The organism is uncultured Phycicoccus sp., from assembly GCF_947495705.1.
Taxonomy (GTDB): Bacteria; Actinomycetota; Actinomycetes; order Actinomycetales; family Dermatophilaceae; genus Phycicoccus.
This window is the reverse complement of the sequence record NZ_CANLZR010000015.1, coordinates 1-19,619: the sequence shown is the minus strand read 5'-3', so window position 1 is coordinate 19,619 and position 19,619 is coordinate 1. Positions and strand designations below refer to the sequence as shown.

The following is a 19,619-nucleotide window of genomic DNA, read 5'->3' as shown; positions in this document are numbered from 1 at the left end:
ACCGGGACCCCGTCCCCTCCGCGCCGTGTCCCGCCTGCGAGGCCGACCGCCAGGCGGTGCGCGTGGGCGTCGACGACCCGCGCCGCGGCCTGCAGCTGCTGGAGCCGGTCGTCAGCGGACGCCTCGCCTGCTCCCACGCCCCCGGGGCGGCCCTCGCGCACGACGCCGACCTGCGCTCACGCCTCCACGACCTCGACGGGGCCGTCGCCTCCTTCCGGGGCGCCTGGCCCCTCGTACGCGACGACCCCTCGCGCAGCGAGGCCGTCGCCTGCTGCCTGCGGGTCCTCGTCCGCCTCGGCAACACCGACCGCGCGGTCGACCTCCTCCTCCCCCGCCTCGCGTGGCTCGGTACCGCGCAGGACGAGACGCAGCGGATGTGGTTCGCGGGGACCGCCGCCTGGGTGCTCCGCCACGGGCAGCGGCTCGGGCTGGCCCCGGACCTCGTCGACGGGCGGGCGGTGGCGGACCTCCAGCGCGACCTCGCCGCCACGGCCCGCGCTGTCGAGGGAGCGGACGCGCGACTGGCCGCGGCCCTCGACGACGACCTCGTGGCCCCCGAGCCGACGCTGCCGCCGACCCGGCTCCCCGGCATCGACCCGCATCCGGGGCCGACGGCGCCCGACCCGAGGTCCGGCGACGACGTCGTCGCACTGGCCCGCCGGGTCGCCGCGGCGCGCCGCGAGCTCGAGCCCGGGCTCGAGAGGGCCCTGCGCGGCTGGATGGCGGCCCGCGACACGGTCCGCCCCCTGCTCCGCTCCCCCGCCGAGTGGGCCGCCGCCGCGTCGCTGGACCGTTCGTCGTCGTACCTGCTGCGCGACCCTGCCCGCGAGCGCGCCCGGCTGGAGGACGCCGAGGCCGCAGCCGAGCGGGCCGGGGACGCCGAGGGCGCCGCCCATGCCCGCGCCGACCTCGCCGTGCTCGAGGTGCGCACCACCCTGCGCGACCACGGACCGGGCTCACCCCGGACCGCGGACGCCCGAGCCGCCGTGCACCGGTCGGCCGCCGACCTGGAGGCCGCCGGGCACACCGAGGCGGCGGCCGCCGTGTGGCGCTGGTACGCCCTCTCGACACGCCCCGGCGACGCCGTCGCCGTGCTGGAGCGGGCGGCCGCGCTGTACGCCGCCGCGGGCCGGCCGACGCGCCGGGCCCTGTGCCTGCTCGACGCCGCGCCGTTCGCCGCCTCGGCGGGGCCGGGGGCCGTGCAGGCGCTCGTCGACGAGGCCGAACGCACGGCCGCCGACAACCCCGTCATCCGGGCGCAGGCGCTGGACCTGCGCGCCCGCACCGCCCGCGCCGTCGGCGACGTCGAGACCGCGGTCGCGCTCCACGAGCAGGCCGTCGCGGCGTCGGGCACCGCGGACGCGCCGCGGATGACGACCCTGTTCGCGTTCTGCGACCTCCTCGTCGAGCTGGGCGACTGGGACCGGCTCGAGCGCTACGCCGCGGACGCGCTCGCCAGCGCCGTCCGGCTCCGGGACCCGGTCGCGCTCGCCGTCGCCCAACGCCACCTCGGCGTGGCCTGGGTCGAGGCCGGCCGGCCCGCCGAGGCCGCCGAGCTGCTCGAGGCGGCCCTGCCGGTCATCCAGCAGCACATCCCCACCCTCGTCGGTCCCACGGCGTGGGCGCTCGGCAACGCCTCGACCGCCCTCGGCGCGTGGGCCGACGCCCGGCGGGCGTTCACGACGGCCTCGGCCGCCTTCACCGCCGAGCAGCGCCTGCGCGAGGTCGGCCACGCGGAGTACCGGGCCGGGATGAGCGCCTGGGACGACGCCGACCACGAGGCGGCGGCGGCCCACCTCGAGCACGCCCTCGACGCAGCCCACGCGAGCGGGGCGGTCGACGTCGTCCTGGCGGCCTCCCGGTCCCGGGCGGCCCTGCGGGCCACGACCGGGGACCTCGACGCCGGCGTCGCCGACCTCGACGCCGTGCTCGAGTCGGTCGAGCGCTTCACGGCCGGGCTCGACACCGCGGAGGCCGAGGAGTTCGACGCCGAGGTGCTCGAGCCGGACATCCTGCGCCAGGGCGCCCATCTGCTGGCCGCCGCCGGGCGGGTCGACGAGGCGGTCGACCGGCTCGGGCGGGCCGTGGACCTGGTCGGCGGCGACTTCGCCCTCGTCCTGGGCGCCGAGCGCGGCATCGTCCTCGCGGACGCGGACCGCCTGGAGGAGGGCGAGCCGCAGCTACGGGCCAGCCTCGCTGCGCTGCGCCGGGCCGGGCTGCGCCGCGAGCAGGTGGAAGCGGCGCAGGCCCTGGCCGGCGCGCTGGACCGGGCGGGCATGCCCGAGGCGGCCCAGAGCGTGTGGGACGAGTTCGGCCCCGAGGGGTGAACCCGCGTCAGCAGCCGACGAGACGCTGGGCCAGGTAGCCCTCGACCTGGTCGAGCGCGACCCGCTCCTGGGTCATCGCGTCCCGCTCGCGGATCGTCACCGCGTGGTCGTCGAGGGTGTCGAAGTCCACGGTGATGCAGAACGGCGTCCCGATCTCGTCCTGGCGGCGGTACCGGCGGCCGATGGCGCCGGCGTCGTCGAACTCGACGTTCCAGTGCCGGCGCAGGGTGGCCGCGAGGTCCTTGGCCTTCGGCGACAGGTCGGCGTTGCGCGACAGCGGCAGCACGGCGGCCTTGACGGGCGCGAGCCGCGGGTCGAGCTTGAGCACGACGCGCTTGTCGACCCCGCCCTTGGTGTTGGGCGCCTCGTCCTCGGTGTAGGCGTCGACGAGGAAGGTCATGAGGCTGCGGGACAGCCCGGCCGCGGGCTCGATGACGTACGGGGTGTACTTCTCGTTCGTCGTCTGGTCGAAGTAGACGAGGTCGGTGCCGGAGTGCGTGCTGTGCGTCGTGAGGTCGAAGTCGGTGCGGTTGGCGATGCCCTCGAGCTCGCCCCACTCGGTGCCGGTGAAGTTGAACCGGTACTCGATGTCGACGGTGCGCTTGGAGTAGTGCGACAGCTTGTCCTGCGGGTGCTCGTAGTGGCGCAGGTTGTCGGGGTCGATGCCGAGGTCGGTGTACCAGCGGGTGCGCTCGTCGATCCAGTACTGGTGCCAGTCCTCGTCCTCACCGGGCTTGACGAAGTACTCCATCTCCATCTGCTCGAACTCGCGGGTGCGGAAGATGAAGTTGCCGGGGGTGATCTCGTTGCGGAAGCTCTTGCCGGTCTGGGCGATGCCGAACGGCGGCTTGCGGCGCGAGGCCTGCATGACGTTGAGGAAATTGACGAAGATGCCCTGGGCGGTCTCGGGGCGCAGGTAGTGCAGCCCCGACTCGTCCTCGATGACGCCGAGGTAGGTCTTGAGCATCATGTTGAACTCGCGGGGCTCGGTCCACTGGCCGCGGGTGCCGCAGTTGGGGCAGGCGATGCCGGCGAGCTCGATGGTGTCGGGGTCGACCTCCTTGCCCTTCTTCGCGTCCTTCTCGGCGAGGGCCTCCTGCATGTGGTCGACCCGGAAGCGCTTGTGGCACGACTGGCACTCGGTGAGCGGGTCGGTGAACTCGCCGACGTGGCCGGAGGCGACCCAGGTCTGGCGGGGCAGGATGATCGAGGAGTCGAGGCCGACGACGTCCTCGCGGCCGGTGACCATCGCCTTCCACCACTGCCGCTTGATGTTCTCCTTCAGCTCCACGCCGAGCGGACCGTAGTCCCAGGCGGAGCGGGTGCCTCCGTAGATCTCGCCGCACGGGAAGACGAAGCCCCTGCGCTTGCAGAGGGAGACGACGGTGTCGACGACGGAGGTGGGGGATGCCATGCGCGCAAGGCTAACCGGCGGCCGGTCGCCGCTCCGAACCGGTTTGGTGCGGGCCCGACGGGCGGGGCCCGCGGCGGCGATCCACGGCGCCCGTAGGCTTGGTTCTCGTGTCGACCCTGCGTGAGTCCTTCGAACGAGCCAGCCTGCCCGCGATCTCGTGGCTGAACGGGCTGCCCCGCCTCGTCCCGTTCCTCCTCGTCCTCGCCCTCGCGGTCGCCGGGGTGCTCCTGCCGCCGCCGGGATGGCTGCTCCTCGTCGTCGTCCTGCTGCTGCTCTCCTGGATCCTCGCTCTCGCGTGGCCGCGGCTGTCCGGCGCCGAGAAGCTGATGCGGGTGGCCGTCATCGCCCTGCTGTTCGCGATCCTCGTGACCCAGATGGCCCCTCGCGGCTGACCTGCTCGTTTGACAACGGTTCTCATTACAGATGAGAATGGTTGTCATGAAGCGTCTCGTGCCGGCCCTCGCCTCGACCGCCCTGCTCGCCCTCACGGCGTGCGGGTCGGGCGCCGCAGCCGGTGACGACGGCCGGCTCCAGGTGACCGCCTCCTTCTACCCCCTCCAGTGGGCGTCCGAGCGCATCGGTGGCGACCTCGTCGAGGTCACCGCCCTGACCAAGCCCGGCGCCGAGCCCCACGACCTCGAGCTGACCCCCAAGGACGTCGCCCGGATGACCGGCAGCGACGTCGTCGTGTACCTCAGCGGGTTCCAGCCCGCCGTCGACGACGCCGTGGCCAACGAGGCCGCCGACGCCGGGCTCGACGTCGCCGCCGCCGCAGACCTCGGCCTCGACGCCACGGACGACGACCACGCCGACGAGTCCCCCGAGGAGCACGCCGAGCACGCCTCCGGCCAGGACCCGCACTTCTGGCTCGACCCGGTGCGCTTCCAGCAGGTCGCGACCGCCATCGGCGAGCGCTTCGCCGCCGAGGACCCGGCCAACGCCGCCGGCTACCGGGCCAACACCGAGGCCGTCGTCGCCGACCTCCGCACCCTCGACGCCGAGTTCGAGGCGGGGCTGGCGTCGTGTGAGAGCACCGAGCTCGTGACGGCCCACACGGCCTTCGCCTACCTCGCCGAGCAGTACGGCCTCAGCCAGGAGGGGATCACCGGCATCAGCCCCGACGCCGAGCCGGACGCCGCGGCCCTGCGTGACCTCGCCGCCCGCGTCGAGCAGTACGGCGTGACGACCGTCTACAGCGAGACCCTCGTCTCCCCCGCCCTCGCCGAGACCCTCGCCCGCGAGACCGGCGCCACCGTCGCGGTCCTCGACCCCGTCGAGGGCCTCACCGACGCCTCGCAGGGCTCGGACTACCTCGAGGTCATGCGCAGCAACCTCGAGGTCCTCCGCGAGGGCCAGGGATGCCGGTGAGCGCCGCGACCCCGCTCATCGACCTCCGGTCGGCGGCCTTCGGGTACGCCGACCGGACGGTGGTGTCCGGGGTCGACCTCACCGTGCACCCCGGTGAGGTCGTCGCGCTGCTCGGCCCCAACGGCTCGGGCAAGTCGACCCTCGTCCGGGGGCTGCTCGGCCTCACCGAGCAGCACGGCGGCGAGGTGCTGCTCCTCGGCACCCCCCGCGACCGCTTCCGCGAGCACACCCGGCTCGGCTACGTCCCGCAGCGGCACTCGCTCTCTGCTGCAGTGCGGGCCACGGTGGCCGAGATCGTCGCCGTCGGCCGCCTCCCGCACCGGCCCTGGTGGCGCCCCACCGGTCGCGAGGACCGCGCCGTCGTCGCCCAGTCCATCGAGGCCGTCGGCCTCGCCGACCGCGCCGACGAGGAGGTTGCCTCCCTCTCGGGCGGGCAGCAGCGCCGCGTCCTCATCGCCCGGGCACTCGCCGGGCGGCCCGACCTCCTCGTCATGGACGAGCCGACCGCCGGGGTCGACCACGCCAGCCAGCTCGCCCTCGCGGACGTCCTGCGGCGCCTCGCCGCGGACGGGACCTCGATGCTAGTCGTGACGCACGAGCTCGACGCCCTGGCCGACGTCGTCACCCGGATCGTGTGCATGGATGCCGGCCACGTCGACTTCGACGGCACGCCCGCCGAGTACGGCGCTCACCTGGCGGCGCGGGGCCACGGGCCCGGCTCGGGCCACCACCACGACGACGACCCGGTCGACCTCCCGGGGGTGCGGCGCGTCCTCGGCGGCGGCCCCCTCGACCCGACGCAGGAGGCCGCCCGTGACTGACCTGCTCGCCCTCGACTTCATGCGCCAGGCCCTGCTGGCCGCACTGCTCGCCGGCATCGCCGCGCCCCTCGTCGGCACCTTCCTCGTCCAGCGCCGGATGTCCCTCATCGGCGACGGGATGGGGCACGTGGCGCTCGCGGGTGTCGCGGTCGGGATCCTCACCGGTCAGCAGCCGGTCGTCACCGCGCTCGTCGCGGCCGTCGCGGCCGGGGTCGCCATCGAGCTGATCCGGGCCTCGGGCCACACGAGCGGCGACGTCGCGCTCGCCGTGATGTTCTACGGCGGGATCGCGCTCGGCGTCGTCCTCATCGCGCGCTCCACCGCGGGCAGCCCGGCCAACCTCACGGCCTACCTGTTCGGCGCGATCCTCACGACGAGCCCCGGCGACCTGGTCGTCCTCGCGCTGCTCGCGGTCGTCGTCCTCGTGACGACCGTGGCGCTGCGGCCCCGCTTCTTCGCCGTCGCCAACGACGAGGAGTACGCGCGGTCGGCCGGCATGCCCGTGATGGCGTACAACCTCGTCCTCGCGGTGCTCACCGCCGTGACGGTCGTGGTGTCGATGCGCGTCGTCGGCCTGCTCCTCATCAGCGCGCTGATGATCATCCCCAACGCCACGGCCCAGCTGCTGGCCCGCAGCTTCGGCGCCAGCGTCCGCTGGGCCGTCCTCATCGGGGTGCTGTGCAGCGTCGGCGGCGTCGTCGTGTCCTACGCGGCCGAGACCCCGTCCGGCGGGACCATCGTGCTCCTCGCCATCGCGACCTTCCTGCTCGTCAGCGCGGGCGCGGCAGTGCTGCGCCGGGTCCGGCTCGCCGCGCACAGCCGCGCCGAACGGCACGACCACGAGCACGGCCCCGACTGCGGCCACCCGGCGGTCGAGCACGGCGACCACGTCGACTACCTGCACGACGGCCACCGGCACGCGGCCCACGAGGGCCACTACGACGAGCACGGGCACCCTGCGGAGGCCGAGAGCCGATGAGCGAGCACCCCCAGGCCAAGGCGGAGCGCCGCCCGACCCGCCAGCGCGCGGCCCTCGCCGACGAGCTCGCGGGAGCCGCGGAGTTCCGGTCCGCCCAGGACATCCACGCCTCGCTCACCGCGTCGGGCGCCCGGGTCGGGCTCGCGACGGTGTACCGCAACCTCCAGGCCATGGCAGGCGACGGCGAGGTCGACGTCATCCGCACCGCCGACGGTGAGGCGATCTACCGGGCGTGCGCCACCGACCAGCACCACCACCACGTCGTGTGCCGGGCGTGCGGGCTCACCGTCGAGGTGACCGGGGACGCGGTGGAGCGCTGGGCCGAGGCCGTCGCCGCCCAGCACGGGTTCAGCGACGTCCGGCACACCCTGGAGATCGACGGCCTCTGCGCCGACTGCGCCGCGCGCCGCTGACGGTCAGGCGCCGGGCGTGGGGGTGTCGACGGCCCCGCCGTACCGGCGCTCGCGGTCGACGTAGGACTCGATCGCGGCCCAGAGGTCGCGGCGGTCGTAGTCGGGCCACAACCGGTTCTGGAACACCATCTCGGCGTAGGCGCTCTGCCACAGCAGGAAGTTGCTCGTCCGCTGCTCGCCCGAGGACCGCACGAAGAGGTCGACGTCGGGCATGTCCGGCTCGGGCAGGTAGCGCGCGACGGTGCGCTCGTCGACGGCGGAGGCCTTGAGCCGGCCGCGGGCGACGTCCTCGGCGAGTCGCCCCACCGCGTCGCCGATCTCGGCGCGGCCGCCGTAGTTGACGCAGAAGTACAGCGTGAGCCCGGTGTTGTGGCGGGTCAGCTCCTGGGCGGTCTCGAGCTCGCGGATGACCGAGCCCCACAGCCGGGGCCGGCGCCCGACCCAGCGCATCCGCACCCCCCACGAGTGCAGCTGGTCGCGCCGGCGGCGGATGACGTCGCGGTTGAAGCCCATGAGGAAGCGGACCTCGTCGGGGCTGCGCTTCCAGTTCTCGGTCGAGAAGGCGTACGCCGACAGGTGCGTGACCCCGACCTCGATGGCGCCCGCGACGACGTCGAGCAGGGCCGCCTCACCCGCCTCGTGGCCCTTGGTGCGCGGCAGCCCCCGCTGGTTGGCCCAGCGGCCGTTGCCGTCCATGACGACGGCGACGTGGCGGGGCAGCTTGGCCGCCGGGATGGACGGGGGCCGGGCGCCACTGGGGTGCGGGAACGGCTGCTCGTACCGGGTCGGCGCGCTCACCGCTCCACCATACGGAGGCTGCGGATGCCCCGTTCGAGGTGCCACTGGAGGAACGCGGCGGTCAGGCCGCTGCCCTCGCGGCGGTGCCGGTCGTCGGAGGCGTCGGCGAGGACCCAGTCGCCCGCGAGGAGCGAGGCGAGGAGGCGCAGCGTGTCGGGCGCCGGGGCGGCCGACCCGGGCGGCCGGCACGCGGGGCAGACCACCCCGCCGGCGGCGACGTGGAACGCGCGGTGCGGGCCGGTGAGGCCGCACTTGGCGCAGTCGTGGAACGAGGGGGCGTACCCGCCGATGGCCATCGCCCGCAGGAGGTAGGCGTCGAGGACGAGCCCCGCCTCGTGCTCGCGCAGGGCCATCGAGCGCAGCGCCCCGGCGAGCAGCAGGTACTGCTGGAGGGCGGGCTCGCGCTCCTCGGTGAGCCGGTCGCACGTCTCGAGGACGGCGGTGGCGGCCGTCCACGAGTGGTAGTCGCGGGCGATGGCCTCGCCCCACGAGTCGAGGGTCTCGACCTGCGTCACCGTGTCGAGGGTGCGGCCCTCGTAGCACTGGACGTCGATGCGCATGCCGGGCTCGAGCCGCGCCCCGAACCGGGACTTGGTGCGGCGTACCCCCTTGCCGACGACGCGGAGCTTGCCGAGCCGCCGCGAGAGCACGGTGACGATGCGGTCGGCCTCACCCAGCTTGTGGGTGCGCAGGACGATCGCCTCGTCACGGTAGAGCGGCACTCCCCCATTGTCCGCGCTCGCGGTGACATCCGTGCGCCGCCCCGCCGCCCCCGGCCCCCGAACCACCCGGAACGTGGGTGAAGACCGTCGTCATGCCGACGGTCTTCACCCACGTTCGGGAAGAGGTGTGGGGTCGAGCGCGTGCTGGATCCACAGGTGGACGACGGCGAGCGAGCGGTGCGGGCGCCACGCCTCCGCGAGCCGTTCGGCCTCGCGCGCCGTGACGCCGCCGAGCGCCCTGCGCAGGACGAGGTCGCCCGGAAGGAACACGTCCGGGTCCCGCAGGCAGCGCAGCGCGACGAGGTCGGCGGTCCACGGCCCGATGCCCGGCAGCGCGAGGAGCGCGGCGCGGGTCGCGGCCCGCGCGGAGGGGTCGGGCTCCGGGCCGAGGTGGAGCCCGGCGGCCACGGCCCGGGCCAGGGCGACGACGGTGCGCGCGCGCCCTCCCGTGACCCCGACCGCTTGTTGCAGGTCGTCCGGGTCGAGGCCCGCCAGGGCCTCCGGGCCCGGGGGCAGCGTGCCGGTGCCGCAGGCGGCTGTGAGGCGCCCGGCGAAGACCCGGCCGGCGGCGACCGAGACGTGCTGACCGAGAACGACGTTCACGGCCGCTTCGAAAGGGTCGGGCGCGCCCGGGACCCGGACGGCGGGCCGCGCGGCGACCATCGCGCCGAGGACGGGGTCGGCCGCCAGGGACGCCACGGCGGGCTCGGGGTCGAGGTCGAGGCCCAGCCACGAGCGACCCACGTCCACCGCCTCGGCGGCACCCGGCCCGTGGGCCTGCAGGCGCGGGGGCGCCGTCGCCGGGAGAACCACGGTGAGCGGGACGGGGCCCGCCGCCGTCCGGACGGTGCGGGTGTGCGCCGTCGAGCCGTCCGGCCCCGTCGACACCGTGTCGACCCCGGGCACGGCATGGGCCAGCAGCCACGCTCGCAGCGCCGCCACGTCGACGGGCACGAGGACCGTCTCGTCGGCCCGCTCCGCGGCGGCCACCGCGCCGGTCACCCCGAGAGCACCGCCTCCTCGGACTCGACCGGTGCGACGACCGGCCGGCGGGTGAGGTGGATGCCCGCCACCATGCACCGGAGCGAGCCGCCGGCGTGCTCGATCGTCGGCACATCGAGCGGGACGATCCGGCACGACTCCTCGATCACCGCGCGCTGCTCGGGGGTCAGGCTGGCGGCCGCCCGCGTCGAGAGCGCGAGGATCCGGCCGCTGGTGGTCCGCAGCTCGATGGCGTTCCCCGCGAAGTCGCGGATCTGCTGGCTCGTCAGCTCGATGATCTCCCGGCCGGGCTCGGCGAGGGACTCGGCGACCTCCGCCCGCCGGCGCGCGTCCCGGATCATCTCCAGGCCCACCAGGGCGAAGGACGTGCCGATGCACATGAGGACGTTGGTGTGGTAGATCGCGGTGCCGTCGTCCTCGGTCGCGTCGAAGACCATCGGCTCGTACCCGAACTGCGAGCAGAACCGCTCGAGGACGATGGGGTCCGCCCGGTTGGAGCGCACCGTGTACGCGACCCGGATGACGTGGTCGAGGACCATCGCTCCGGTTCCCTCGAGGTACTGGCCGTCGTGCTCGAGACCCGAGTAGTCGACGACGTCCTGGACGCGGTACTGGGTCTTGAGCATCTCGACGATGTCGGCTCGGCGCTCGGTGCGGCGGCTGGGGGCGTACATGGGGTACACCGCGATCCGCCCGCCGGCGTGCGTGGAGAACCAGTTGTTCGGGAAGACGCTGTCGGCGCGCGTCGGGTCGTCGTCGTCGAAGAGGTGGACGGTGACGCCCTCCTCCGACAGCCGGTCGGCGACCCGGGTCACCTCGTCGTAGGCGGCGGCCGCGACCTCGTCGAGGGCGCGCTCCGGGTGGGGCACGGTCTGGAACGCGTTGTCGCCGGCGGTCTCGGGGTTGGGCGTGAAATGCCGCGGTCGGATCATGACGACCGCGGAGGGGGCCTGCACGCTCATGGCGCGCCTCCTTCCTCGGGGTGGGCTGCCCCAGCGTAGGGACAGCCCGGCCCGGTGCCGAAATCGTCGCCCACGGGACACCGGCGCGGCGCCGGGCGGCTCACCCGAAGTCGGAGGAGGACAGCTCGCCCCGCCCGGCCTCCACGGCGTCGAGGACGGCGTCGGCGACCACCTGCGGGTCGAGCCCCTCGGCCAGGCGTGGCGCCTCCCCCGCCAGCGCACGGCCGGCCAGACCGGTCTCGGTGTGCGGGGGCCGGACGTCCAGCACGTCGACCCCGACCCGCCGCAGCTCGCGGGTCAGGGCGCGGTCGGCCGCGGTGAGGGCCGCCTTGGACGCCGAGTAGGCCGCCATCCCGGCCATCGGCTGCTCCGCCACGACCGCACTGAGGTTGACGAGGAAGCCCTTGCTCTCGGTGAGCGCCGGCAGCACCCGGCGCAGGAGGAACAGCGGCCCGACGACGTTGGTGAAGAAGAGCTCCTCGAGCACGGCGTCGTCGGTGTCGACGAGCGGGCCGAAGGCCACGACGCCCGCGGCGTTCACCACGCCGTCGAGCCGCCCGTGGGAACCGCGCGCGGTCTCGACGAGCCGGTCGCCGAGCGTGGCGTCGGCCAGGTCGCCGACGACGACCTCGGCGCCGTCGAGCACCGACCGCAGCCGCTGCTCGTCCCGGCCGACGAGGACGACCGTGGCACCCCGCGCCGCGGCGCTGCGCGCCAGGAGCGCGCCGAGCGCACCCGAGGCCCCGACGACGGCGACGACGGCCCCGGCCAGCGGATGTGCTCCCATCCCCCCACCTCACGGCATTCCCGCCCGGGTGCGCAACTGCCGGGGCCCGACCTTCGACACGGCGCCCCGCAGTTCTGGACACCCGTTCGATTGCGGGCTACCGTGGGCCCATGCCCGTGATCCAGGGGTCACTGCTCGACCTCGCCGACGGCGTCGAGGTGCGCCCGCTCGGCGAGACCGTGCGGCGGCGCCCGCTGAGCCAGGCGGCGTGGGTCGACGAGCGCACGGCCTGGGTCGGGGGTGCCGACGAGCTCTATTCGGCGCTCCGGCGCGACGTGCCGTGGTTCGCCGAGCGCCGCCAGATGTACGACTCGGTCGTCGACGTCCCCCGGCTCCTCAGCTTCTACGGCGAGGGCGACCCCCTGCCCCACCTGGCCCTCGAGGAGTGCCGCGACGCCCTCTCGGCCCACTACGCCGACGAGCTGGGCGAGCCCTTCGTCACGGCCGGACTGTGCCTGTACCGCGACGGCCAGGACTCGGTGGCCTGGCACGGCGACCGCATCGGGCGCAGCCGCGACCAGGACACGATGGTCGCGATCCTCTCCGTGGGGTCCCCCCGCGACCTCCTGCTCCGGCCTCGGGACGGCGGGTCGTCGGTCCGGGTGTCGGCCGGGCACGGCGACCTCGTCGTCATGGGTGGGTCCTGCCAGCGCACCTGGGACCACTGCGTGCCGAAGACCGCCCGGCCCGTCGGGCCGCGGATCAGCATCCAGTTCCGGGTCCGCGGGGTGCGGTGACCGGCGGCCCCGCCTGCGACCCTCAGGCGCGGGTCGCGACGACGACGAGGAAGTCGTCCGCCGGCCCGGGCTCGGCGTCGTTGTACTGGCCCCGGACCTCGACGTCGCGGAAGCCGGCCCGCTCGAGCATGAGCACCAGCTCCCCGGCGAAGTAGCGGTTCACCGTGAGCCGGCGCCGCTCCTCGGCCTCCAGGTTCCCGTCGCGCCACTGCGTCGCGTGGATCTCCCAGGCCTCCTGCTGGGCCACCGGGTCCAGGGCCAGCATCCGGGCCGAGAGCGCGTACTCGCGGCCGTCGGGGCCGGGTCTGCGCGCCCCCGGCTCGGCCTCGGGCTCGGGCAGCGCCGGCGGTCGCTGCGCCCAGCGCGCCCAGGTCGCCTCGTCGGAGTACGGCACCTCGTTGTCGAGGACGATCCGGCCGCCGGGCTCCAGGTGCTCGTAGATGCGGCGCAGGGCCTCCTGGTCCTGGGCCCGGGTGGAGCCGAGCCCCAGGCCGCCGCACACGTACACGGTCCGGTAGCGACGCGGCAGGTCGAGCGCGTGCATCGGCTGGCAGTGCAGGCCCGGGGCCGCGCCGACGCCCGCCGCGGCCTCGGCGCACCAGGCCACCATGTCGGGCGAGACGTCCACGCCGTCGACGTCCAGCCCGTCGCGGACGTAGGGGACGAGCAGGCGGCCCGCACCGCACGCCACGTCCAGGGCCGGCTGCCCTGCCTCGACGAAGCGGCGGAAGTACTCGACCTCCGGCCCGGAGGTCCGGAAGTAGGCCCACCACCGGGCGACGATGCCCTCGTGCCAGCTGGCGGGCTCGACGACGTCAGCCACGGATCGTCTGGGCACGGAAGGCGACGACCCGGCGCACGAGGTCGGCGGGGATCGGCTCGTCGTGCGGGAACTGCACCGAGCCCTTGCCCTGCCGGTACCGGGCGAACTCCGCCGCGAAGGCCTCGTGCCCGTTCGGGGTGGCGTAGAAGCCGACGTGGCGGTCGTACCCGGCGAAGTACACGAGCGGCTTCCCGTCGAGCCGGTAGGCCGGCATGCCGTACGCGATGGCCTCCGTGGCCTCCGGCGCGGCCGCCCGGATCAGCTCGCGCATCGTGTCCAGCCGGGTGCGGACCTCGCCGTCGAACCCCGCGAGGTACTCGTCAACGGTCTCGGCCATGCCCGGCAACCTAGCGCTCGGGCGCGTCCCAGCCCAGGGCTCCGGGCGCGCCGACCGAGCGCGCCGCGATGGCGACGGCCTGCTCGAGGGCGCCCGGCAGGTCGCCGAGCCCGTCGCGCGCGACCGCTGCGAGCAGCGCCCCGTGCAGCACGTCACCGGCGCCCAGGGTGTCGACGACCTCCACCTCGGGGACGGCGACCTCGCCGGAGCCCCCGTCGGCGGCCTGCCAGGTGACGGGGCGGGGGCCGTCGGTGCGGGCGACCCACCAGGGGCCGAGCGCGCGCAGCCCGTCGAGGTCGGCCACGCCGGGCGCGTGGAAGTCCGCCGACACGACGGCGACGTCGACCAGGGCGAGCAGCGCCTCGAGCCCCGGCTTCCAGGACCCGCCGTCGAGCACGACCGGCACCTCACGCCTGCGCGCCTCCTGCGCCAGGGCCAGCGCCACGGGCAGGTGGTGGCCATCGACGAGCAGTGCACCGACTCCGGAGAGCAGCGCCTCCGCCCGCGACGGCGAGACCTCCTCGTAGCCCTCGACCCCAACGGCGTTGCGCGACACGACGGCCCGCTCCCCCGACCCCCGGGCGACGAGGACGGTCGACAGCGGCGGCTCGAACGACGGCGGGGCGAGGTCGGTGACCGAGATCGCGTGCCGCGCGAGGTCGCCGAGGACGACGGCAGAGAAGGCCCCGCTGCCGACGGCCCCGACGAACCGCGTCTCCACCCCGAGCCGGGAGCACGCCATCGCAGCGTTGCAGGCCGGGCCCCCGGCGGCGACGGTGGTGGAGAGCGCGACGACCTTCTCGTTCGGCCCGGGCACGGCGTCGACGACCTGGACGACGTCGACCGTCGCCAGCCCGCACGCCAGTGCCGCGCCCACCGGCCCTCAGTCCACGTCGACGCCGGCGCGCTCGGCCCGGTTGACGGCCGAGAGGATCGCGCGCAGCGACGCCTTGACGATGGACTCGTGGAGCCCGACGCCCCACAGCACCCGGTCGCCCACGGCACACTCCACGTAGGCCGCGGCTCGGGCGTCGCCACCGGCCGACAGGGCGTGCTCGTGGTAGTCGAGCACCCGCACGTCGACCCCGAGGGGGGCCAGGGCGTCGGTGAAGGCGTCGATCGGGCCGTTGCCCCGGCCGTGGATCTCGGTCTCGACGCCGTCGACGAGGATCGCCGCGTCGATGCGGTCGACCCCGTCGTCGGAGCCGGTGATCGTGGAGCGCACCGGGACGAACCGCGCCCAGCGCCGGTCGGTGTCGTCGCTGTGCAGGTACTCGTCGGCGAACATCTCCCAGATCTGGCTGCCCGACAGCTCCCCACCCTCGGTGTCGGTGCGGTTCTGCACGACTCCGCTGAACTCGACCTGCAGGCGGCGGGGCAGGTCCAGGCCGTGCTCGGCCTTGAGGAGGTAGGACACCCCGCCCTTGCCGGACTGGCTGTTGACCCGGACGACGGCCTCGTAGGAGCGGCCGATGTCGTGCGGGTCGATGGGCAGGTACGGCACCCCCCAGTCGAGGTCGTCGATGCTCGTGCCGGCACCCTTCGCGCGCTTCTCCATGTCGTCGAAGCCCTTCTTGATGGCGTCCTGGTGGGAGCCGGAGAAGGCCGTGTAGACGAGGTCGCCACCCCAGGGGTGCCGCTCGTGGACGGGCAGCTGGTTGCAGTACTCGACGGTGCGCCGGATGTCGGCCATGTCCGAGAAGTCGATCTGCGGGTCGATGCCCTGGCTGAACAGGTTCATCCCGAGGGTGACGAGGCAGACGTTGCCGGTGCGCTCGCCGTTGCCGAAGAGGCACCCCTCGATGCGGTCGGCGCCCGCGAGGTAGCCCAGCTCGGCGGCCGCGACGCCCTCGCCGCGGTCGTTGTGCGGGTGGAGGCTGACGACCACGGACTCACGCCGCTCGAGGTGGCGGACCATCCACTCGATGGAGTCGGCGTACACGTTGGGGGTCGCCATCTCGACGGTCGCCGGGAGGTTGACGATCATCTTGTGGTCCGGCGTCGGGTCGATGACGTCGATGACCTCGTTGCAGATGCGGACGGCGAACTCGAGCTCGGTGCCCGTGTAGGACTCGGGCGAGTACTCGTAGTACACGTCGGTCTCGGGCACCGTCTCCTCGAGCTTCTTGCACAGCCGGGCCGCCTGGAGGGCGATGTCGACGATGCCGTCCTGGTCCATCCCGAAGACGACGCGGCGCTGGAGCACGGAGGTCGAGTTGTAGAAGTGGACGATGGCCTGCTTCGAGCCGCGGATCGCGTCGAAGGTCCGCTCGATGAGGTGGTCCCGGCTCTGCGTCAGCACCTGGATCGTCACGTCGTCGGGGATGTGCCCGCCCTCGATGAGCTCGCGGCAGAAGTCGAAGTCGGTCTGGCTGGCGCTCGGGAAGCCGACCTCGATCTCCTTGTAGCCCATCTTCACGAGGAGCTTGAACATCCGCATCTTGCGCTCGGAGTCCATCGGGTCGATCAGGGCCTGGTTGCCGTCGCGCAGGTCCACCGCACACCACCGCGGGGCCGACGTCATCACCCGGTCCGGCCAGGTGCGGTCGGGGAGCTCGACCCGGATCTGGTCGTGGAAGGGGACGTACTTGCGGGTCGGCATCCCGGAGGGCTGCTGGGGGTGGATCATCGTCTCGGTTCGCCTTCGTCTCGGCTGCTGGGGGTCCGACCTGGTGCAGCAGGAACTCCGCGACGAGGGGCGGCCAGTGTCAGGCCCCGCCGCGGCAGCGAAGGAGGAGGCGCTCGAAACGCATGGAGCGAGCATGCCACGGGCGGGCGCCGGCGCCAAGGTCCGGTCCACTCCGCGGGCCGGAGAAACCAGGTGCGGACCGCCCGGACGGTGCGCCACCCTGGGTGGCGTGAGCAGCAACCTCGACCTCGACCTCGCCGGCACCGTCCCGCCCGCCGGCTGCACCGTCCGCGCGCTGGTCCCCGACCAGGACCTCGAGGCGGCGTACGACGTGTACTCCGCCGACCAGCTGGAGGACAGTGGCGTCATCGCCATCGAGCGGGCGGACCTGCTCGCCGACTGGGCCCGCCCGAGCATGGACACCCGCGCCGACACCATCGGGGTGTGGCGGGGCGACCGGCTCGTCGCGGCCGCCGAGGTGTCGCGGCGGGGCACCCGGGCCGAAGGCGCCGTCCACCCGGACGCCCGCGGAGCGGGGATCGGGACGTGGCTCGCCTCGTGGGTCGAGGCCCGCGCCACAGCCCTCGGCTCGGCCACCATCGGGCAGAGCGTGCCGCAGGGGTCCGCCGCCCATCGCCTCTTCGCCGCTCGCCCCGGCTACCGGCACGCCCACACCGCGTGGATCCTCGAGCTCCCGGACGGCGCCCAGGTGCCGGACCGGGCGCTGCCCGACGGCTACCGGATCCGCACGTCCGAGACCGAGTCGGACCACCGGGCGGCGCACGACGTCATCGAGCGGGCCTTCGGCGAGTGGGCGAACCGGCCCCCCGAGCCCTACGAGGACTGGGTGCCCGGGACCGTGGAGCGACCCGGCTACGCGCCCTGGCAGCTGCGAGTGGTCGAGCACGACGGCGTGATCGTCGGTGCGTGCTTCACCGTCGTCGACGACCTCGCCTGCGGCTACGTCGACCAGCTCGCCGTGGCCCGCGAGCACCGCGGGCGCGGCCTGGCCCAGGCGCTGCTCGCCGACGGCTTCCGCGGCGCCCGGGAGCACGGGGCGACCCGCAGCGAGCTGTCGACGGACACGCGGACCGGCGCGCTGGACCTCTACCTCAAGGTGGGGATGCAGGTCTCGAACACGTGGGTGCACCTCGTGACCGACCTGCCCCGCCCGAGCGCCTAGGCGGTCAGTCCGGCGACGGTGTCGACGTACTCCTGGCGCGCGTCGTCCTCAGACATCCCCACCACCGACGCCCACGCGTCGTACTTGGCCCGACCCACGGGATTGGTGAAGCCCGGACGGCTGCCCGCGACGTCGCCCTCGGTGGCCTGCTTGTACAGCGCGTACAGGCGCAGCTTGGTGTCGTTGCCCGGGTCCTTGGTGAGCCCGGAGACCGACTCGACCGCTGCACGGAACTCGTCCTCGGTAGCCATGCCGTCACTGTACGGCGAGGCCGCTGCCGTGGTCGGGCGCCGCGGGTCAGGCGGCGTCGAGGAGTGCCTGGAGGTGTCGTTCGACGGGAGAGTCGGGTGGGTCGGTACCCCAGCCGATCAGGGGTGGGGCGTGCGAGCGGAGGTGGGCCCGGCCGGGGTGATCACCTCGACCTCCCGGGGCATTCCCGAAACCAGGCCGACCGGCCAGCTCCTCGTGGTGCTGTCAGAAGCCGGACGGCGTCGTCGCGGGATTGTCGTAGGGCTGGCTCCAGGGCCGCCTGCCACAGAGTCGCGCTGGGCGGCCGCGCACCGAACCGATCCCAACGGTGGCACGTCCCCCCGTTCGGGTTGCGCGTCGCAGCGCCCCGAAGCGGCCACTCCCTCCCTGGCTTCTGCAGCCTCCGTCTCGTCAGATCCGGGTGTGGGTGGCTCGCGTATGCGCGTGCATCGGGTCCGTGCGCCACGGGCGGTCATCGTCGACGCATACGACGCCCTCGCTCGGGCGAGCGGCGAAGCACTACCGTGCACGCATGGCGGCGCTGGACGATGTGAAGCTTCAGCAGAGTCACACCTGGTCCCTGGGCGACTACTCCAGCATCGGGTCGCGGCTGTCGGTGGTGAGCGAGCAGCTGTGCGAAACGGCTGACCTGAGAGCCCCTTGGACAGTGCTCGATCTCGCCACCGGCCCAGGAACAACAGCACTGGCGGCCGCTCGGCGAGGTTGCCGCGTCACCGGGGTCGACATCTCCGAGGTGCTCCTGGAACGCGCGCGGGCGCGCGCCGCGGCCGAGGGCCTTCAGGTCACCTTCGCCCACGAGGACGCTGAGAACCTGCCCTATGACGCGGGCACGTTCGACGCCGTGATGTCGACGTTCGGGATCGGGTTCACCCCCTCACCCGAGGACGTGGCACGGGAGGCGATGCGCGTCCTGCGTCCCGGCGGTCGCCTGGCGCTGACGCATTGGGCACCCGGCGGCGCGAACCACGCCGAAGCGGAGGTCCTTGCCCGGTTCAGCGAGCCCGGCCCACCCAGCCCCTGGGAATCGGAGTCAGGCATCCGCGCACTGTTCGGGGACGGCGTCCAAGACCTGGTCGTGACGGAACGGGAAGTCGTCTACCGGTTCGACTCCATCGGGCATTTCGTGGACACCGCGATGACCCTTTTCGGGCCGTTCATGCGGCTGGTCGAGAGCCTCTCGGTGGAGCACCGCGCGCGACTCCGCAGCGAGCTGGTCGCGGCACTCGGCCCGTTCAACCGCTCCGGCGACGACTCCATGGTGATGCCGGTGCCCTATCTCGAGGCCACGGCAAGCCGCCGATGAGTAGTCGACCGCTTCATATCCAGAAGCGGCGTACACGCGGCCGACATCGCCGCGCTCCCATCGGCAGATCCGGATGGATCTGGTGTCGCCGGGAGTTGGTGCATACCGCCGCCTGTCGATCATGCGCATGACAAGCATGAGCGGTCTCTACCTATGGTCAAACGAGTAGCACCACGCCAGTGCGTCAACGAGTGCCGAGGGCGCCTCCGGGTGCAGGGACCGAAACTCCTCGGAGGCCCGATGAGTCATGGCTTGAAGGTCCGGTTCGTTCAGGTGGGCGTCTGAACGGTAGAACTCGGTCTCTAGTGACCGGAGCGCCACGAGCAGGTCGAGCCCGCGGGCCTCACCGAACTCTCGGGTCAGTGCTGCGTCGTCGCGGTGCGGCCACGAGCGGATGCCACGACCAGTCCACAGCGCAACAGCTTTCGTCAGGTCCTCATCCACGGTGAAAGTGTCGCTCACTGTGACGTCCGCTCATCGGCAGATCCGGACGGATATGGGTCGCCGGGACTTTCTGCACACCGCCGCGGCTGACCTACGTCTTCTGCTCCAGACGACTGCCGTTCACCGGGCTGCCGTCAAGCGGCGTGGAGGAGTGCCTGGAGGTGTCGTTCCAGGGGAGAGTCTGGGTCAGGCGCGGGGTCTGACGCGGGGTCGGGTTCGGGGTCGGGTGGGTCGGTGCCCCAGCCGAGCAGGGGCGGGGCGTGGGAGTGGTAGGTGTGCCCGGTCGGGGTGGTGACCTCG

At 73.8% G+C, this 19,619-nt stretch carries 20 protein-coding genes; 9 read left to right on the top strand and 11 right to left on the bottom strand.

The window, feature by feature from the left end:
• Window positions 1-62: 62 nt before the first annotated feature.
• Entirely contained in the window at window positions 63-2,327 is a 2,265-nt protein-coding gene (locus Q0963_RS15945; protein WP_299447973.1) for a hypothetical protein, read from the top strand.
• Between the two features lie 7 nt (window positions 2,328-2,334).
• On the opposite strand, the gene Q0963_RS15940 is transcribed toward Q0963_RS15945, so the two are convergent.
• Complete coding sequence (locus Q0963_RS15940) at window positions 2,335-3,741, bottom strand: glycine--tRNA ligase (protein WP_299447971.1); 1,407 nt, start codon at window positions 3,739-3,741, stop codon at window positions 2,335-2,337.
• 107 nt (window positions 3,742-3,848) lie between these two features.
• Here Q0963_RS15940 and Q0963_RS15935 point away from each other — a divergent pair, with 107 nt between their 5' ends.
• From Q0963_RS15935 to Q0963_RS15915, 5 genes are read left to right on the top strand one after another with little or no spacing between them, the layout of a single operon-like run.
• A complete protein-coding gene (locus Q0963_RS15935) occupies window positions 3,849-4,133 on the top strand; it encodes a DUF6703 family protein (protein WP_299447969.1) in 285 nt (94 codons plus the stop codon).
• Window positions 4,134-4,179: 46 nt separating this feature from the next.
• Window positions 4,180-5,109, top strand: coding sequence for a metal ABC transporter solute-binding protein, Zn/Mn family (locus Q0963_RS15930; RefSeq protein ID WP_299447967.1), 930 nt, complete (start codon window positions 4,180-4,182; stop codon window positions 5,107-5,109).
• Window positions 5,106-5,930, top strand: a complete 825-nt coding sequence (locus Q0963_RS15925; RefSeq protein ID WP_299447965.1) for a metal ABC transporter ATP-binding protein — start codon at window positions 5,106-5,108, stop codon at window positions 5,928-5,930. The genes Q0963_RS15930 and Q0963_RS15925 overlap by 4 nt, the downstream gene beginning before the upstream one ends.
• Complete coding sequence (locus tag Q0963_RS15920; RefSeq protein ID WP_299447963.1) at window positions 5,923-6,909, top strand: metal ABC transporter permease; 987 nt, start codon at window positions 5,923-5,925, stop codon at window positions 6,907-6,909. Before Q0963_RS15925 ends, Q0963_RS15920 begins: the two co-directional genes overlap by 8 nt.
• Window positions 6,906-7,322, top strand: coding sequence for a Fur family transcriptional regulator (locus Q0963_RS15915; RefSeq protein WP_299447961.1), 417 nt, complete (start codon window positions 6,906-6,908; stop codon window positions 7,320-7,322). Before Q0963_RS15920 ends, Q0963_RS15915 begins: the two co-directional genes overlap by 4 nt.
• A 3-nt stretch (window positions 7,323-7,325) precedes the next feature.
• Here Q0963_RS15915 and Q0963_RS15910 read toward each other — a convergent pair whose 3' ends face one another.
• From Q0963_RS15910 to Q0963_RS15890, 5 genes are all read right to left on the bottom strand, one after another.
• Window positions 7,326-8,120: an isoprenyl transferase gene (locus Q0963_RS15910; protein WP_299447959.1), complete on the bottom strand. Its 795-nt coding sequence runs from the start codon at window positions 8,118-8,120 to the stop codon at window positions 7,326-7,328.
• On the bottom strand, window positions 8,117-8,842 hold the full coding sequence (recO, locus tag Q0963_RS15905) for a DNA repair protein RecO (RefSeq protein WP_299447957.1): 726 nt from the start codon (window positions 8,840-8,842) through the stop codon (window positions 8,117-8,119). The genes Q0963_RS15910 and recO overlap by 4 nt, the downstream gene beginning before the upstream one ends.
• A 105-nt stretch (window positions 8,843-8,947) precedes the next feature.
• On the bottom strand, window positions 8,948-9,844 hold the full coding sequence (locus Q0963_RS15900; protein ID WP_299447955.1) for a DNA-3-methyladenine glycosylase: 897 nt from the start codon (window positions 9,842-9,844) through the stop codon (window positions 8,948-8,950).
• Window positions 9,841-10,806, bottom strand: a complete 966-nt coding sequence (gene ctlX / locus Q0963_RS15895; RefSeq protein WP_299447954.1) for a citrulline utilization hydrolase CtlX — start codon at window positions 10,804-10,806, stop codon at window positions 9,841-9,843. Before ctlX ends, Q0963_RS15900 begins: the two co-directional genes overlap by 4 nt.
• 100 nt (window positions 10,807-10,906) lie before the next feature.
• A complete protein-coding gene (locus tag Q0963_RS15890; protein ID WP_299447952.1) occupies window positions 10,907-11,593 on the bottom strand; it encodes an SDR family oxidoreductase in 687 nt (228 codons plus the stop codon).
• 110 nt (window positions 11,594-11,703) lie between these two features.
• Here Q0963_RS15890 and Q0963_RS15885 point away from each other — a divergent pair, with 110 nt between their 5' ends.
• The gene (locus Q0963_RS15885) at window positions 11,704-12,330 is read left to right on the top strand and encodes an alpha-ketoglutarate-dependent dioxygenase AlkB (protein ID WP_299447950.1); all 627 of its coding nucleotides are present in this window, start codon (window positions 11,704-11,706) and stop codon (window positions 12,328-12,330) included.
• A gap of 22 nt (window positions 12,331-12,352) precedes the next feature.
• Here Q0963_RS15885 and Q0963_RS15880 read toward each other — a convergent pair whose 3' ends face one another.
• Genes Q0963_RS15880 through leuA form a run of 4 tightly spaced genes read right to left on the bottom strand, consistent with a single transcriptional unit; the run spans window position 12,353 to window position 16,119 of the window.
• Complete coding sequence (locus Q0963_RS15880) at window positions 12,353-13,153, bottom strand: bifunctional 2-polyprenyl-6-hydroxyphenol methylase/3-demethylubiquinol 3-O-methyltransferase UbiG (protein ID WP_299447948.1); 801 nt, start codon at window positions 13,151-13,153, stop codon at window positions 12,353-12,355.
• A complete protein-coding gene (locus tag Q0963_RS15875; RefSeq protein WP_299447946.1) occupies window positions 13,146-13,490 on the bottom strand; it encodes an iron chaperone in 345 nt (114 codons plus the stop codon). Before Q0963_RS15875 ends, Q0963_RS15880 begins: the two co-directional genes overlap by 8 nt.
• A 10-nt stretch (window positions 13,491-13,500) precedes the next feature.
• Window positions 13,501-14,367 (bottom strand): PfkB family carbohydrate kinase, encoded by an 867-nt coding sequence (locus tag Q0963_RS15870; RefSeq protein WP_299447944.1) that lies wholly within the window; start codon window positions 14,365-14,367, stop codon window positions 13,501-13,503.
• 6 nt (window positions 14,368-14,373) lie between these two features.
• On the bottom strand, window positions 14,374-16,119 hold the full coding sequence (leuA, locus tag Q0963_RS15865) for a 2-isopropylmalate synthase (protein ID WP_299447942.1): 1,746 nt from the start codon (window positions 16,117-16,119) through the stop codon (window positions 14,374-14,376).
• Between the two features lie 229 nt (window positions 16,120-16,348).
• Here leuA and Q0963_RS15860 point away from each other — a divergent pair, with 229 nt between their 5' ends.
• A complete protein-coding gene (locus Q0963_RS15860) occupies window positions 16,349-17,302 on the top strand; it encodes a GNAT family N-acetyltransferase (RefSeq protein WP_299447940.1) in 954 nt (317 codons plus the stop codon).
• Here the strand turns inward: Q0963_RS15860 and Q0963_RS15855 are convergent.
• Window positions 17,299-17,553 carry an acyl-CoA-binding protein gene (locus Q0963_RS15855; RefSeq protein WP_299447938.1) on the bottom strand — a complete coding sequence of 85 codons (255 nt, stop codon included), beginning with the start codon at window positions 17,551-17,553 and terminating at the stop codon, window positions 17,299-17,301. The two genes, Q0963_RS15860 and Q0963_RS15855, sit on opposite strands and share 4 nt — an antisense overlap.
• Before the next feature lie 530 nt (window positions 17,554-18,083).
• Between Q0963_RS15855 and Q0963_RS15850 the strand changes: the two genes are divergently transcribed.
• Window positions 18,084-18,875: a class I SAM-dependent methyltransferase gene (locus Q0963_RS15850; RefSeq protein WP_299447936.1), complete on the top strand. Its 792-nt coding sequence runs from the start codon at window positions 18,084-18,086 to the stop codon at window positions 18,873-18,875.
• Window positions 18,876-19,619: the final 744 nt, after the last annotated feature.

Bases quoted from the DNA above. Each gene is read 5' to 3' on its own strand.
- Q0963_RS15940 (WP_299447971.1), bottom strand. From the start codon at position 3,741: ATGGCATCCCCCACCTCCGTCGTCGACACCGTCGTCTCCCTCTGCAAG.
- Q0963_RS15930 (WP_299447967.1), top strand. From the start codon at position 4,180: ATGAAGCGTCTCGTGCCGGCCCTCGCCTCGACCGCCCTGCTCGCCCTC.
- Q0963_RS15915 (WP_299447961.1), top strand. From the start codon at position 6,906: ATGAGCGAGCACCCCCAGGCCAAGGCGGAGCGCCGCCCGACCCGCCAG.
- ctlX (WP_299447954.1), bottom strand. From the start codon at position 10,806: ATGAGCGTGCAGGCCCCCTCCGCGGTCGTCATGATCCGACCGCGGCAT.
- Q0963_RS15890 (WP_299447952.1), bottom strand. From the start codon at position 11,593: ATGGGAGCACATCCGCTGGCCGGGGCCGTCGTCGCCGTCGTCGGGGCC.
- Q0963_RS15885 (WP_299447950.1), top strand. From the start codon at position 11,704: ATGCCCGTGATCCAGGGGTCACTGCTCGACCTCGCCGACGGCGTCGAG.
- Q0963_RS15875 (WP_299447946.1), bottom strand. From the start codon at position 13,490: ATGGCCGAGACCGTTGACGAGTACCTCGCGGGGTTCGACGGCGAGGTC.
- leuA (WP_299447942.1), bottom strand. From the start codon at position 16,119: ATGATCCACCCCCAGCAGCCCTCCGGGATGCCGACCCGCAAGTACGTC.
- Q0963_RS15855 (WP_299447938.1), bottom strand. From the start codon at position 17,553: ATGGCTACCGAGGACGAGTTCCGTGCAGCGGTCGAGTCGGTCTCCGGG.
- Q0963_RS15850 (WP_299447936.1), top strand. From the start codon at position 18,084: ATGGCGGCGCTGGACGATGTGAAGCTTCAGCAGAGTCACACCTGGTCC.